Here is a 14,759-nt window from a genome sequence, read left to right as displayed (position 1 = left end):
TGGCGCCATGCCTCGTGCTTCTACCACCACCGACGTGTTCAACGCCATTGCCGAGCCCAAGCGGCGCCAGATCATTGAAGTGCTCGCCCGTCGGGGCGCGCTTGCCGTCGGAGCCCTGGTCCTGACGTTAGGAATGCCGCAGCCGGCAGTTTCAAAGCACCTGGGCGTGCTGCGCAAGGTCGGCATCGTCTCGGTGACTAAGCAGGGCCAGCAGCGTCTCTACCAGTTAGAGGCGAAGGAGCTAAAAGCGGTGCACGATTGGGCCAATAAATTTGAGCGGCACTGGAGCCATCAACTAGATCGGATTAAGGAGCGCGCTGAGCGCAAGTCCAAGGCGGGACGGGACGGTACACGTTAAATCACAACCGAGGTATGTATGACAACTGAACACGAAGAGGTTCATGCATTTACAATTCGCAAAGAGATTGAAATTGCAGCGCCAATCGAGATCGCCTTTGACGCCGTGCTAGACGAACTGGGCGCAGATGCGCAGATGCCAGACGGCAAGTCGCTCTCCATGAAGATCGAGCCATGGCCCGGCGGTCGGTGGTTTCGTGATCTCGGCAATGACGCGGGACATCTGTGGGGCCATGTCCAAGTCATCAAGCCGCCGACGCTCCTCGAAATCACCGGGCCGATGCCGATGTCTTACCCGGCAGTGAACCACGTTCAATATCGCTTGAAGGCAAATGGCAATGGAACGCTCTTAACGTTCTCCCATCGCGCCATGGGCCTCATCCTGCCAGAGCATCGCGATGGCATGCCCGAAGGCTGGAAGAACTGGCTCGATCAAATTCGCGAACGTGCGGAAACCAAATCACGCTGAAGGAAGACTGCCATGAAGATTGCAACGTCGCTCCTTGCTGAGTTCGAGCAGGAACTCGGCACAACGCGAAAGTACCTCGAACGCGTGCCCGAAGGTCAGCTCACTTGGCGGCCGCATGAAAAGTCGATGACCGCCGGGCAACTCGCGCTCCATATTGCCCAAGTCCCCGAGGGCGTCCTGCGATTGTCAGAGCCTGACGAGGCGCCAGTACCAGATTTGAGCCGCGAGCGACCGCAGCCCGCAGCGCTACGCGAGATTCTCGATGCGCTCAACCAGAGCGCCGCGTACCTTCGGCAAACTCTACCTACGATAAACGACGAGCGCATGAACGAGACGTTCCGTGTCACTCAGGGAGGACGTATCGTAGTGTCGCTACCACGCGCCGCTTTTCTGAGAAGTATTATGCTCAACCACTGGTATCACCATCGAGGGCAGCTAGGAGTTTATCTCCGGCTTCTCGGTGTGGCTGTTCCATCCAGCTATGGACCGAGTGGCGATGAAATGCCTAATTTCGCCAGCGAATAGTGAGATGCACTGGGGTGCACCGGTTAACGTGGCATTCCGATTCGCACGAGTCGCCCGCTTTTTGGAGGAAGTCAGTCTAGATAGCTAATGTGCAATCGAATCCTCGTCCAAGTCCCTTAGATCGTCAGGATGAATACGCACGGCACGCCCAATCTTTCTGGAGCGCAGCCGTCCCGATGCGCAAAGCTCATAGATAAGATCGATGCTAACTCCCAGCTTGGCGGCGGCTTGCTTGGGTGTTAGCAGGGCGTCGTCGCGATGACTCGTCAACGATGCGCCGACGGCAAGTACGGCGGCGGCAACTTCATGGCCAGTAAGCTTCAAATACTTCTGATAGTCCGATTCGAGGGACATCGTGAACCATTCCTTATTGCACCTGGCGCATAAAAAACACTTCGCCGATCACTCGGCGAAGTATTTGTGTCGCATCTCTTCAAGTCACTTCCAGCGGCGATCTGTACTTACCTCGGCTCATACCGCATCGCCACTGCGCCCGATCCGAACTCCCGCCGGCTCAGGAGCTTTAAGTCGATATACTTCGATAGCCCCGCGAACAGCGTCGGCCCATGGCCAGCCAGTCTAGGGTGCACCACGAATTCGTACTCATCGATCAACCCCAGCTCCGCGAGCGCCAGCGGAAGCTTCACTCCTCCCAGGAATAGCCCATTGCCAGGCTCCTGCTTGAGTTGGTGAACGGCCTTCCCAAAATCTTCAGGTAAGAGTTCCGCGTTCCAATCAACGCGATCCAGGGTGCTCGACACGACGTACTTCTTCGCGGCGTCAATCGTGCGAGCGAACGGTTCCATCCACTCGGCCATCCCATCAGGCCTCACGCCGGTCACCGGCAGTCGCCATGCCGACTCCATCATCTTGTAGGTGATCCGGCCAAAAAGTAAGGCGTCGGCCTGCGCGAGTTTCTCGGCCCAGTAACGATGAAGCTCTTCGTCCGTGGACCCTGCTCGGTGATCGCAGCATCCATCTAACATGACGTTGATCGAATAGCGTAGGGGGCGCATTGGCAAGTACCACCAATAGAGTCGTGTGCAAGGACTACCAAGAAATCTCTTCACGACTGCGGAAAAACTTCCCCGTAAGGCTGTGCGGAGCCTCATCAGCGAGCCAGACAACCGTATCAGCGCCTTCTTCCAGGGATCGTGTCGCGTTTGGTCCGCCCATGTCTGTACGCACCCAGCCAGGACACATCGAATTCACGGCGATGCGATCATCCTCCAATGCTTTAGCCAACATGATCGTTAATCCGTTGAGGGCAAGCTTGGAAAGGCAATAGCTCGGGACGCCAGGCGAGAGATCGTCTAGCTGGCCGTATCCGCTTGAAACATTAATTACCCGCGCAGATTCTGCTCGCCGCAAGTACGGAAGAAACGCCTGAGTAACCTCCAGCGGAGCAAAGGTGTTCGTTTGAAACGTGTCAACCATGCGACCGCGTGGGATGGTCAAGATGTTTTGGCCTCCGTCTGGGTAAATGCCGGCATTGTTGACAAGCACGTTCAGACGATCAGCGATCGTTGCGAATTCGACTGCGGCCATTCGGATGCTTTCGGAGCTGCTAACATCAAGTGCGAGAAACGCCGCGTTCCCACCCTCAGCCACAATGGCAGCAACCGCCTGATTCCCGCTGACACCGTCACGCGCAGCAATGACGACGTGAAATCCCCGCCGCCCTAGCTGTTGAGCCGTTTCCAATCCGATGCCTCGATTCGAGCCGGTAACGAGTGCAATCCGCTGAGACTTATCTTTACTCATGGCCCTTTCTCGCAGCGCATTCAATTCCTGCCTTCTTAAAATGTAAGCGACACCGTTTGGCGAATAAACAGGCCAGGCCTCCGACACATATCAGCGAAGTCCATTGCTCGGGCGGATTCGCGGGCCCTGTTGATGGGAAAGAGGTAACTGACGACGAGACGATTCGCACTTTTTGCCAAATGAATGGTTATCATTGAGGGTTCAGCGGCCACTATCTCTCAGGCCGGAATCGGGTGGCTGGAGAATCACCCTTACTTCTTTTTTTTGCAGCTCATACTCGTATTCGAACTGTCAGCATGGAGGGCGAATAATGGCAAGTCTCGAACAAGGAATAAAGGCGGCTCAAACCGGATTGCTCGTCAATTGCCTGCTGGTCATTGTGAAATTAGTTTCTGGGATTGTCGGCCACTCCTATGCCTTGGTAGCTGACGCGATCGAATCGTCGACGGATATCTTCTCTTCCTTGATTGTTTGGGGCGGCCTGCGAGTGGCGTCGCGCCCGGCCGACGACGATCATCCCTACGGACACGGCAAGGCCGAATCCCTCGCGGCAGCCATCGTCGCCCTAATGCTGCTCGGCGCGGCGGTCAGCATTGCAATCGTCGCCGTCCGTGAGATCATTACGCCCCACCACGCTCCAATGCCATTCACATTGGCTGTGGTCGCCGGCGTCGTGATCATCAAAGAGTCGCTGTTCCGAACTGTTTTCAAGGTCGGCGATTCTATTGGAAGTACGTCCGTCAAGACGGACGCATGGCACCATCGAAGTGACGCGATCACGTCAGCCGCGGCCTTTATTGGAATCGCACTGGCCATTTGGGGAGGTCCCGGGTGGGAGCCGGCGGACGATTGGGCTGCACTAGTGGCTTCCGTCATCATCGCCGCCAACGGGCTTCGATTTATGACGACCGCGGCGAGCGAATTAATGGACCGATCGCCGGACGATTCCGTCATTTCGACAGTTGACGCCGCAGCACGCTCCGTCGCTGGAGTTCTCGCTACTGAGAAAGTGCGCGCGCGAAAGTTCGGCGTGGCCTATCTTGTCGACCTCCATGTTCAAGCCGATCGGAATCTCGCCCTGGACGCGGCCCATGTGGTTAGCGGGAAGGTGAAAACCGCTATCCGCGAGGCATTACCCGCGGCTCAAGAAGTTCTGGTGCACATGGAGCCCTTCTAACGAGCTTGGGGCCCGGCCGAAAACCGAGCCCCAAGCTCCTGCTTAACTACGGCGTCAGTTGATGCTCGCCATCCGCATAGTGCTGGTGGCACGCATTGCACTTGGTAATCATCGCTTCGTAATGCGATCGAGCTACATCGAAATCTTGCGCCTGAGCAGCGCGATACGTTTTGCCCCCTAAGTCGCGCACCGCTGTCGCATACTCGATCCATTCCTTCCGATCCTCATTGGGACCGCGTAGGAGAATGAGGTTGCCCCCTTCGGCCAGGACTAGCGACCCCACTTTCACATTAAACCATTCTTCTTTGGTCGCAGGCGCTTTCGCCAATGATTTCTTGAGTAAGCCATAATTCGGCTGAAACACGTACTCCATAAACTCGTGCATATCATCTTCGACCGGTTCCGGCGTTCCGGCCGGCGCTTTGATTGGCTCTGCCGCCCAGCCGACGAGTTGGTTGAAGCTCAGCAAAAATACTCCCAACGCAAACAATGCGCATACAGCGCAGCGAATAGCACTCATGGTGATTAATCCTTCCAATGAAGAAAGAGGGCGGCGAGGCTCGTGCAACTACGCCTATGGCCCTGAAGTAAACCGCGCTAAGTTGATCTCAGCGCAGGCTCAAATCAATAACACGCAGGGCATTTCGTGATGAGTACGCCCGCGATCGACACGGAGTCGATGTCGACAATCGGTGCGGCGTGGGAGACAGGAACTTTCAAGTACGTTCCAAATACTCACACTTGGCTGATCCAACTCGTCAGTTTGGTCGGCCTGCGGGCTCGGCGAACACTGACCTGATAGTAAGACGGGATGATAGTGCCATCCAGCGGTAGCGTTCGCGGGCTGGCTGCCATGGTAGAGAACCAGATGCCATCGCAATTCGGGACCGGCAAGCTCTGCATGAGAATGGCCGTGACCAAAAGGCTGTGTAAACGCCAGTAGCGCTATCGCCGTCGTCAGGGTCTTCTGGAGCGCAGGCATGCAAGAGCCTCGTGAATGTTGGCACTAAGCTTACCATTGTCCAAAGTGTCGCTCAATTGCATCGGTTACGTAGTTCGTCGCTAATGGCGGCGGCGCGATGGAATGCAGGGCTGAAGCGTATTGCGTCTTCTCTTCCAGGCGAGCGCTTCGCTGCACGGCAAAACAAGGACCGCTATCCTATCTAAGCTAACTCAACACGTAATCGCCGAGTCGCTAGAATATGGCCATGTTCGATGAAAATCACCCGCGGCAAATTCAGATTGCCGGCCGAAACGTACGCTGCGACTCCACGGAAGATCGCGCCATGCTGATGCAAGCGAAGTCGGTCGAGATTAACCCGGCCTTCGCTGCAACTTTGACCATCGGTCGGCTCCATATGATCAAGGACGCATGCCAGAAATACTCGTTAGGAAAGCATCAGCGACTTGTAAGACTCGCTATCGAACGTTACGAGCGTTAGGCCTGCATAGCTATAATTCTCCTGTGAAGTGCCAAACTAGGAGAGTTACTGATGCTATCCCTGCTTTACGTCCGCCTTTCCAGCGGAATGCAAATCGAGATTGACCCAACCGAATGGCCCGAGATTGGTGACGCCCAGTGGACTAGCCAACGAGAGGGCGGCGTCGTGCAGGCGCACGTGGTCGTACGGCGCCACTCCGATGGCCGAGTCTTTCTTTACATCGACGCTAACCCAGGCGAGGGACCGCTGGTTCAAGGCGATCTGTTGCCGTCAGGGGCGGCCGAGGTCGAGGAAGCGATCAGCCGGTTCGGCGAACTTCATGCGTTACCGAATTGGGTCGTGGCAAGACTGATTCAATCCGTTCAGGGATAGCTCGCCCAAGTCCGTATATCCACCATCGCCGCTGATGCTCGAAAGCGACGCACCAACGTCACGTTTGCGGACTTAACGTTTGCGCAAGTGGCGTGAGTTAAGCATTACGCATTGACGCCAAACGCCCGTCCTACAGCGGCCGTAAGCGCCATTGCAATGGCACCCCATACGGTGACTCTAACCACACCGACGCTAAGCTTTGACCCGCCGATCTTCGCGGCTACCCCGCCTAGCAGAGCTAGGGAAAACAACGATGACGCGACGACCGCTGCCAGTAGCACGGAAGATGGTGATGTAACGGCAGTGGTCAGCGGCAACATCGCCCCCGCGGCGAACGCTGCTGCCGACGTTAATGCGGCTTGAACTGGCTTCGCTTCCATGCCCGCGGTAATACCCAATTCTTCTCGGGCGTGGGCAGAGAGAGCGTCATGCGCCGTCAATTGCTCGGCGACGCGGACGGCAACTTCCCGGTCCAAGCCACGCCCCATATAGATACTGGTTAGCTCGGCGAGTTCGCCGGCGGGATCCGCAGCCAATTCTTCTCGCTCGCGAGCGAGATCCGATTGCTCCGTGTCGGCTTGCGAACTAACCGAAACATACTCGCCCGCCGCCATTGACGCGGAGCCAGCCACTAGTCCCGCAACGCCGGCGAGGACGATTGCGTTCCGCGTGGAATCGGCCGCAGCGACGCCGACGATTAGACTCGCGGTAGAGACAATTCCATCGTTAGCCCCAAGCACGGCGGCGCGAAGCCATCCTATGCGCGTGATCCGATGAACCTCTCGGTGGCGAATTGTCATCGCCCCACTATACCCATCCACGCTACCAAATCGCAAATCACCGTGCGAGAGTGACGCTAGTCCACGACGCCTATTGCCGACTTCAACCGTCAATCAGCTGCCAAAAATCGTCTATCCATGGGCGCTGGCCGCGAACTTAAGCGGCACGATGCTTGTGGCCGAATCGCTTTTACTCAATCGCTGCGATCACATCCCGTGCAATCATCTGTTCCTCGTCGGTTGCAATGACTCGTACTTTTACTGGAAGGATTCCGCTTGATATCACCTCGGCGTTGATTTCGTTTAGCGTCGGATCGAGTTCGACCCCGAAAAACTGAAGATCTACGCAGACCCGATGTCTAACCTTCGCTGCACGTTCGCCGATTCCTCCAGTAAAAACGAGCGTATCGAGTCCTCCCATGGCGGCGGCGTACGCTCCGATACATTTGCGGACATGGTAGCAAAAAATTGCCACTGCCTCCTCTGCCCGCACATCCTGCGATTCGCGTTCCAGAAGCAACTCCATGTCGCCGGAAGTCTCCGAAACTCCTAACAGGCCTGATTCCAGATGGACAGTGCGGTTGAATTCCTGAACGGTCATGCTCGCGGCCCGCAGAAGATATTCAATCAACCCAGGATCAATGTCACCCGATCGGGTGCTCATCGGAATGCCGGCCGCAGGCGTGAATGCCATGCTGGTGTCAATGGGTTTGCCGTCTCGCACCGCCGCCAAGCTTGCGCCGTTGCCCAAATGCGCAAGAACGATTCGTCCCCGCGCTTCCTCGTGATCCAATCGCGCCAAATGGTCTATTAGGTAGGCATAGGAAAGCCCATGAAACCCGTAGCGCCGCACGCCCAGTTCGTCAAATCGTCGCGGTAGCGGCAGTCGCCGCGCAACCGCCGGAAGATCGTGATGGAAGGCCGTGTCGAAGCAAGCAACATGCGGGATATTTGGCAGCCGCCGTTTCAATGTCTCAATTACCCGCAACTCGGACGGCAAATGCTCTGGGTCGTAGATTTCGAGCTGGCGGATTTCGTCCAGCAATTTCGGCGTTATCACCTCCGAAGCCGAATGGTTGGGCCCGCCATGAACGAGACGGTGACCAACGCCTGCGATCGAGGTATCGTTAATCTTGCCCCGTAGGCCAGACATGATCGCAGCAAGTGCGTCATCGTGAGAGCTTGCGACCACTGCTTCGGAGCGTGACGCCTCGCCGCCGATCGCAAGGGTGATCTTGGCGTCGGACGCGCCGATGCGTTCGACCTTCGCCGATGCAAGTCGAACTGGAGGCGAATTTGCTTCGAAGACGGCGATCTTGAGACTCGACGAGCCGGCGTTGACGGCCAGGATCAGACGCTGGATCGGGAATGTGCTGAATAGTTCGGACAAGTTTAAGTCCTTCGGTTTGCTCTAAGCATAACTTTCAACTCAGTTCCCACTTCCAGTTCTGAATCTCCGGCATGTCCTCGCCGTGTTCGTTGATGTACTGCCGATGCTCGAACAGCTTATCTCGGAGAGCCTGCTTTAGGTGTGCTGCTCGCGAGCCAAGTTGGGGCAGGCGATCGATGACATCAGTAGCTAAGTGAAAGCGATCAAGATCGTTCAGCACTGCCATATCAAACGGAGTTGTGATCGTCCCTTCTTCTTTATAGCCGCGAACGTGCATATTGGCGTGATTCGTACGACGGTACGTGAGTCGGTGGATCAGCCACGGATAACCGTGGAATGCGAAGATCACGTGCTTGTTTTTCGTGAAGAGCGTATCAAAGTCATAATCGCTCAAACCATGTGGATGTTCGCTCGCAGGCTGGAGCTTCATGAGGTCGACGACATTGATGACGCGAATCTTGAGTTCGGGCAATGCTTGTCGTAGATACTGGACAGCCGCGAGCGTTTCGAGCGTCGGCACGTCTCCGGCGCAGGCCATCACCACGTCAGGCTCGCCATCCTGGTCGTTGCTTGCCCACTCCCACATTCCGATTCCCGCGGAACAATGTGCGACAGCGGTGTCGATCCCAAGCCATTGCGGAGCCGGATGCTTGCCGGCGACGACGACGTTCACGTAGTGCGTGCTACGCAAGCAATGGTCCATCACCGAGAGAAGGCAGTTTGCATCCGGCGGCAAATAGACGCGAACTATCTCGGCCTTCTTGTTGACGACGTGATCGATGAACCCAGGATCTTGATGCGTAAACCCATTGTGATCCTGACGCCAGACATGCGACGCCAGTAGGTAGTTGAGGGAGGCGATTGGTCGGCGCCAGGGAATATCGCGCGTTTCCTTCAGCCATTTGGCATGCTGATTGAACATCGAGTCGACGATGTGAATGAAGGCTTCATACGAATTAAGCAGTCCGTGCCGGCCCGTCAACAAATAGCCCTCTAGCCAACCCTCGCATTGGTGCTCGCTGAGCATCTCGATCACTCGACCTTCGGCGGCCAGATGCTCGTCGTTCGCTTCGATGGGCGCAAGCCACTGCTTTGATGTAGCCTCGAAGACGGCGGAAAGCCGGTTCGACGCCGTTTCATCGGGGGAGAAGATGCGAAAATTGCGTTGCGCCTCATTAAGCTTGATCACGTCCCGGAGAAATTGCCCAAGCATCTGCGTATCTGACCGATCGACGGAGCCGGGCGACGCAACGCTAACGGCATATTCTCGGAAGTCAGGCATCCGCAGCGCCTTCAAGAGAATGCCGCCGTTGGCATGAGGATTGGCGCCCATTCTCCGCTCACCGCGAGGCGCCAACTCGGCCAATTCGGCGAGGAGACGGCCCGACTCGTCGAACAACTCTTCTGGGCGATAACTCTTCATCCATGCTTCTAGGAGCGGAACGTGACCGGGCGCCTCGGGACCTTCGGTGAGGGGGACTTGATGCGACCGACACGTCCCTTCAATTTGGAGGCCGTCGACCACCTTTGGGCCCGTCCAGCCCTTGGGAGATCGCAACACAATCATCGGCCACGCCGGGACGCCTGAGCAGCCGTCAGTTCGCGCGGCGCGCTGAATCTCTTTGATTCTGCCCACTACCGTATCTAGAGTCGACGCCATGAGGAGATGCATTGTCGCCGGATTATCTCCCTCGACAAAAAATGGCTCGTAGCCATATCCCCTCATTAACGCTGCCAATTGATCAGGCGCGATTCGAGCCAAGATGGTGGGATTGGCGATCTTGAAACCGTTGAGGTGCAGGATCGGCAAGACGGCCCCGTCCGATGTGGGATTGAGGAACTTGTTGGAGTGCCACGCTGTAGCGAGCGGTCCGGTCTCTGCCTCGCCATCGCCAATGACGCAGGCCACGATCAGCTCTGGATTGTCGAAGACGGCTCCAAACGCATGGCTCAGCGAATAGCCCAACTCGCCTCCTTCGTGGATCGATCCGGGAGTCTCGGGCGCCACGTGACTCGGAATGCCGCCTGGAAAGGAGAACTGCTTGAACAGCTTGGCCATGCCAGCCTCATCCTGGGTCACGTCAGGATAAAACTCGGTGTACGATCCTTCCAGATAGGTGTTGGCTACCAACGCCGGTCCGCCATGTCCCGGCCCCGAGATGTAGATCATGTTCAGATCGTACTGCTTGATCAACCGGTTGAGATGCACATAGACGAAGTTCTGTCCGGGCGTAGTCCCCCAATGTCCTAAGAGTCTTGCTTTGATGTGTTCCTGAGCGAGCGGTTCGCGCAGCAGCGGATTGCTGCGAAGGTAAATCTGACCTACCGAGAGATAGTTGGTCGCACGCCAGTAGGCGTCCAACTTGCCTAGCAATTCAGGTGTGGGGCCGAAAGACTCCATAAGCATTGTCCTTTCGCTCGACTGATTCTATCCGATCGTGCTTGCCGCAGTGCAACCTATCGCACAAACCGCGGAAGTCCGTTCCAAGAAAGCTGTCCAACAACAGTGCTGCCTCATTAATTGCGATCAGATCTGTCTGTAACCGCCAGTGCGCACAATTACCTAGACCGGTAGTTTTGGTACATCGGCCATTCGAGGCGGTATGCTCGGGTTTGCGCTATCTATTGAGAAGTCGATCGAGTCGTTTGGGGCGATGGATGCCGTCGATATTGCCATTGCCTCGGTCCTCGTCTACGCGGTGCTCTACCTGCTGTGGACAACACATAATCGAACCCTGCTGCTCGCGGCGGCTGGGCTCGTTGGCGTCTACCTGGCGGCAAGTGCTTTTGAACTCTATCTGACGGAATTGGCGTTGCGCTCGGCAGCGCTGGGCCTCCTGGTCCTCTTCGGGATCGCATTCCAGGAAGACATTCGTCGCGCGATCCTCTTGCGTTGGCGATGGAGAGGCAGCGGGCGCGCCGAGAATTGGTTGACGAGCGGACCGATCGACGAGCTAATTGATTTCATTGCCAAGAGCGCAGAACAGCGAGTTGGCGTCCTGGTCGTGATTCAGGGTCGTGATGCTCTCGATTCTGTACTGAAGGGAGGAATCAACCTCTCTGCGCCCGTGAATGTCATGCTGTTGCAAAGCATCTTTGACCCCCGCACGCCAGGTCATGATGGCGCCGTCATCGTGCAAGATGGCCGAATTGTACGCATGTCTGCGCATCTGCCGCTGTCAAACAATCTGCGTGAACTTCGAAGCCGCGGAACGAGGCACAGCGCAGGTCTCGGGCTCAGCGAGATCGCCGATGCCTTGGTCGTCATCGTTTCGGAGGAACGAGGAGCGATCTGCGTTGCCTATGGCGGAGCACTTCACCCGGTGACCACCCCGATCGAACTAAAGCAGCGAATCGATGCCTTTCTCAAGGAGAAATACCCTGCGCCAAATCGCCCTCGATTTGCGGGGCCACTCGTTGGCCGACTGGGGTTGAAAGTCGCCGCAGTGGCGATTGCTGCGATTGCGTGGGCACTCTACGCGAGTCACGCTGATACGATCGAGAGGAGCTTTGCCGTTCCGCTAGAGTTTCGCAATGTCCCCACAAACTTGGTTGTGAATGACGACGCTCCGGATAGCGTCCGGGTGATGCACACCGGCTCAGAACCAGCGTTCGCCCTGCTGACGCCCAAAACTTTGGAAGTACGAGTCAATCTACAGGGATTCGAAGCAGGCACATCCAATATTGCCCTGACCTCGAAGAATTGCATCTACCCTTCTGATCTTAAGGTCATTCACGTCGATCCGAGCGAGTTTCAAGTCCAACTTTCTTCTAGCGAAAGGGCAATGACGAGGGATTAGCGTCTATACCAGTCATTTCAGCGCGCGGTGTCGCTCATTCACGCTGATTGTGATTGCTGCCACGATGACTCACCACGCCCCTAATGCCTCCAGAGTTCAACGCCGCGAAATCGATGAGTACTTGCGGAAGGCAAAACCCGCCCGGATAGCAAAGATACATTGGCTGCCACTGAGGGGAGAACTTTTCTTTGTACTGACGCAGCCCCTCGTAATTGTAGAAATGCTCGCCATGCTCATAAAGCGCATTGCCAATCTTATTCCAGAGTGGCGACAGAGGCCGGCTGTCTAATCCAGAAAGCGGCGCGACTCCGAGCGAGAACCACTTATAACCTTGCTCTTTCCCCCACAACATCAGGCTTCCGAATAGGTAGTCCATGATGCCATTTGGAACGGAGTTGCAATGCCGCATCATGTCGATCGACAGCTCTTCTCGGCCGTTAGTCACGAGCACATTGGCAAACGCAAGCGCGTCGCCGTTCTTCGTAACCAGGGCGATTGGTAATCGGCAAAGATAATCCTCCGAGAAGAAGCCCAGAGAGAACCGCTTCTCAGCCGTGTGTTTGGCGGCCAGCCATTCCTCGGAGATAAGCCGCAACTGCGGTAACCACAATCGCACTTCATGAGCCGGAACAACGTGAAACTGGAACCCTTGTCGTTCAAAACGCATGTGAACGCGTCGAAGCGACTTTAGCTTAGGAGCGTCCAATGAGAAGGACTCTAAGGCGACCTGTCCGGCGTCACCGATCTTTAGCGGAACCGATCCCACCTGAAGATAGCTCGGGAGACTCATTGCGGGCACATGATGGAAGACCGTCCGCCCGCCGTGACTATCGGCGAGTTCTCGGAAACGCCACACAAGTTCTTCATGCTGCTCAATGGGGCCTACGGGGTCGCCAAGCGCAATCCATGACGCCCCGCGCACGGCGAACATCACGAAAGCAGTTCGGTCATCGCTCCACAATAACGATTTGTCGCCCAGTAAGGCCAAATTAGCTTCTGTAGAAGACTGATGCGCGACCACCTCTGTCGCTCGTGAGATCTCATCGACTGTCGGAAGCGGCGGGATCTCTCGTGACTTTCCTTGCAGAGATATGGACGCGAGCACAAGCAGAATTGTTGCGGCGACCAGGCTGGCGCGCAGGAATCGGGGAGCGTTCGCGTCGTACGCAAAATGCCACCATAGATCATTGGAGTATTCGACGTGCTTGTAAGCGAACGAGCCCAGCCAAATGGTAGCCGTCAGGGTTAAGGCAACCGCTACCCACCACTTGGCGGAAGGAACCGAGTGCAGCATTGCCCCGCGACGGTAAAATCTGGATCGCGACATCGCCAACAGTATCAGCACCACTACGAGTATGCCTGCTTCTTCCCAATCGATTCCCTTCATTAGCGAGGCCACGACTCCAATGCTCACGAGCACCATCGAAGTCCACCATGCCGAATCGAATCGTCGCGAAAGACCGTGCGACAACACGAGCAGTAGCGTGCCGACGACGCTGCCGATGAGGTGGCCCATCTCTACCGCATGGATGGGCAGCCACTGAGAAATAAGCGTGAGACGCGAATGCTCGACTGGAGTCGCGCCGCTGAGCAGCAGAATCAGTCCACAAAGAAAGACGAGCGCCGACAACATCCAGGGCGCAACGGGCGATATCAATCGCGACGCTTTCGCTGTCGTTCTCAGCAAGCGCTCCTTCTGTCTACGCCATTCGAATGCTATGTAGCCTACTGCGGCAATTGCTAATGGCATGAAGTAGTAGATAATTCGATAGAGAACGAGGGCCGCGACCGCGGCGGGTGATTTCGTCGGGATGACATAACTTAATACGACCAGCTCAAAAACCCCTAGTCCCCCTGGCGCGTGGGAAGCAATCGTGGCGAATACCGCCATCATGTAACCGGCTAGGAGGACGCGAAAGGGAATGCTCAATTCGTCCGGGAGCAGGATCCACAAGGCGGCCGCCGCGAGAGTTAATTCAGTCGTGGAGACCACTGCTTGGGCCACAGCCACGCGAAAGCGAGGAAGTTGCACTGCGTAGTGCCCAAATCGAATAGGTTGCTTACGAACGAGCGTTGTCACAAGATAGGCAACGACGAGGCTGGCGCAACAGACGCCTACTAGACGCAACGACGTGGCGTAGCTGCCCGAACTGAGTGGCGTGCCCAAGAACGCCGCCGCCGCGACAGTAAGCATTCCACTCCAGCCGCCGATCGCAATCATCAACATCACTTTTAAGATGTCGCTTGCCGTCAGTCGCCACGTCGAGTAGAGGCGGTACCGAATCGACGCGCCGCCCAAGAGTGCCCCAAAGCTGTACGATGCGGCATAGCCCGCCAGCGAGGCGCCAGCAATCTTGCCCGTCGATAACTTAACGCCGGCTGCTTTGAATGCCAGTCGGTCGAATAGCGCTAGGCAAAGGTAGTTGGCAACCGTTAATGCCGCTGCGAGATAGATCTTGCTGCGGGGGATTTGCAGAAAAGATTGGCGGATTTCTTCAATGCTATATGAACGAAGATTACGGTAGAGTAGCCAAGCAACGGTGACGAAGATCACGACAGCCAAAATCGGCGCCAATCTGCGACTTCGACGTACCCAAACATGCCGTTGATCCGGCAGTGGAGCGTCTACCGTTGCAGCATCCTTAACTGTCAATGACATGGAGTACCTTGCGTCTCGATTGGCG

General features: G+C 56.4%; 15 protein-coding genes. 7 read left to right on the top strand and 8 right to left on the bottom strand.

Translation table 11 applies throughout. From position 1 onward, the window contains the following. Positions 1–7 precede the first annotated feature (7 nt). From PLANPX_RS08375 to PLANPX_RS08365, 3 genes are read left to right on the top strand one after another with little or no spacing between them, the layout of a single operon-like run. Entirely contained in the window at positions 8–358 is a 351-nt protein-coding gene (locus tag PLANPX_RS08375; RefSeq protein WP_152098295.1) for an ArsR/SmtB family transcription factor, read from the top strand. 18 nt (positions 359–376) lie between these two features. Then, positions 377–826 carry an SRPBCC family protein gene (locus tag PLANPX_RS08370; RefSeq protein ID WP_152098294.1) on the top strand — a complete coding sequence of 150 codons (450 nt, stop codon included), beginning with the start codon at positions 377–379 and terminating at the stop codon, positions 824–826. 12 nt (positions 827–838) lie between these two features. Next, positions 839–1,351, top strand: coding sequence for a DinB family protein (locus PLANPX_RS08365; protein WP_152098293.1), 513 nt, complete (start codon positions 839–841; stop codon positions 1,349–1,351). Positions 1,352–1,435: 84 nt separating this feature from the next. Here PLANPX_RS08365 and PLANPX_RS08360 read toward each other — a convergent pair whose 3' ends face one another. The 3 genes from PLANPX_RS08360 to PLANPX_RS08350 all read right to left on the bottom strand — a co-directional run bounded on the left by PLANPX_RS08360 (position 1,436) and on the right by PLANPX_RS08350 (position 3,115). Then, positions 1,436–1,705 (bottom strand): helix-turn-helix domain-containing protein, encoded by a 270-nt coding sequence (locus tag PLANPX_RS08360; RefSeq protein WP_152098292.1) that lies wholly within the window; start codon positions 1,703–1,705, stop codon positions 1,436–1,438. Positions 1,706–1,812: 107 nt separating this feature from the next. Continuing rightward, the gene (locus PLANPX_RS08355) at positions 1,813–2,367 is read right to left on the bottom strand and encodes a dihydrofolate reductase family protein (protein WP_152098291.1); all 555 of its coding nucleotides are present in this window, start codon (positions 2,365–2,367) and stop codon (positions 1,813–1,815) included. 34 nt (positions 2,368–2,401) lie between these two features. Then, positions 2,402–3,115: an SDR family oxidoreductase gene (locus PLANPX_RS08350; RefSeq protein WP_152098290.1), complete on the bottom strand. Its 714-nt coding sequence runs from the start codon at positions 3,113–3,115 to the stop codon at positions 2,402–2,404. 310 nt (positions 3,116–3,425) lie between these two features. On the opposite strand from PLANPX_RS08350, the gene PLANPX_RS08345 reads away from it, so the two are divergent. Continuing rightward, positions 3,426–4,292, top strand: coding sequence for a cation diffusion facilitator family transporter (locus PLANPX_RS08345; RefSeq protein ID WP_152098289.1), 867 nt, complete (start codon positions 3,426–3,428; stop codon positions 4,290–4,292). A 46-nt stretch (positions 4,293–4,338) separates the two neighbouring features. Here PLANPX_RS08345 and PLANPX_RS08340 read toward each other — a convergent pair whose 3' ends face one another. Continuing rightward, positions 4,339–4,812 (bottom strand): hypothetical protein, encoded by a 474-nt coding sequence (locus PLANPX_RS08340; protein ID WP_152098288.1) that lies wholly within the window; start codon positions 4,810–4,812, stop codon positions 4,339–4,341. A 682-nt stretch (positions 4,813–5,494) separates the two neighbouring features. Here PLANPX_RS08340 and PLANPX_RS08335 point away from each other — a divergent pair. Both PLANPX_RS08335 and PLANPX_RS08330 read left to right on the top strand, forming a co-directional pair. Next, positions 5,495–5,734, top strand: a complete 240-nt coding sequence (locus PLANPX_RS08335; RefSeq protein ID WP_152098287.1) for a hypothetical protein — start codon at positions 5,495–5,497, stop codon at positions 5,732–5,734. Between the two features lie 51 nt (positions 5,735–5,785). After that, positions 5,786–6,106: a hypothetical protein gene (locus tag PLANPX_RS08330; RefSeq protein WP_152098286.1), complete on the top strand. Its 321-nt coding sequence runs from the start codon at positions 5,786–5,788 to the stop codon at positions 6,104–6,106. Between the two features lie 104 nt (positions 6,107–6,210). Here PLANPX_RS08330 and PLANPX_RS08325 read toward each other — a convergent pair whose 3' ends face one another. The 3 genes from PLANPX_RS08325 to PLANPX_RS08315 form a co-directional block, all read right to left on the bottom strand. Continuing rightward, positions 6,211–6,906 carry a VIT1/CCC1 transporter family protein gene (locus PLANPX_RS08325; RefSeq protein WP_152098285.1) on the bottom strand — a complete coding sequence of 232 codons (696 nt, stop codon included), beginning with the start codon at positions 6,904–6,906 and terminating at the stop codon, positions 6,211–6,213. A gap of 169 nt (positions 6,907–7,075) precedes the next feature. Further along, positions 7,076–8,275, bottom strand: coding sequence for an acetate/propionate family kinase (locus PLANPX_RS08320; protein ID WP_232536335.1), 1,200 nt, complete (start codon positions 8,273–8,275; stop codon positions 7,076–7,078). Positions 8,276–8,309: 34 nt separating this feature from the next. Next, a complete protein-coding gene (locus PLANPX_RS08315; protein WP_198421859.1) occupies positions 8,310–10,682 on the bottom strand; it encodes a phosphoketolase in 2,373 nt (790 codons plus the stop codon). Between the two features lie 196 nt (positions 10,683–10,878). On the opposite strand from PLANPX_RS08315, the gene PLANPX_RS08310 reads away from it, so the two are divergent. Further along, complete coding sequence (locus PLANPX_RS08310; RefSeq protein ID WP_152098283.1) at positions 10,879–12,075, top strand: diadenylate cyclase; 1,197 nt, start codon at positions 10,879–10,881, stop codon at positions 12,073–12,075. 34 nt (positions 12,076–12,109) lie between these two features. On the opposite strand, the gene mprF is transcribed toward PLANPX_RS08310, so the two are convergent. After that, a complete protein-coding gene (gene mprF / locus PLANPX_RS08305; protein WP_172991937.1) occupies positions 12,110–14,650 on the bottom strand; it encodes a bifunctional lysylphosphatidylglycerol flippase/synthetase MprF in 2,541 nt (846 codons plus the stop codon). Between the last annotated feature and the right edge of the window lie 109 nt (positions 14,651–14,759).

Origin of the sequence: Lacipirellula parvula (assembly GCF_009177095.1) — a bacterium.
GTDB lineage: Bacteria > Planctomycetota > Planctomycetia > Pirellulales > Lacipirellulaceae > Lacipirellula > Lacipirellula parvula.
Note: the sequence above shows the minus strand (reverse complement) of the source record. Positions and strands in the feature narration are given on the sequence as shown.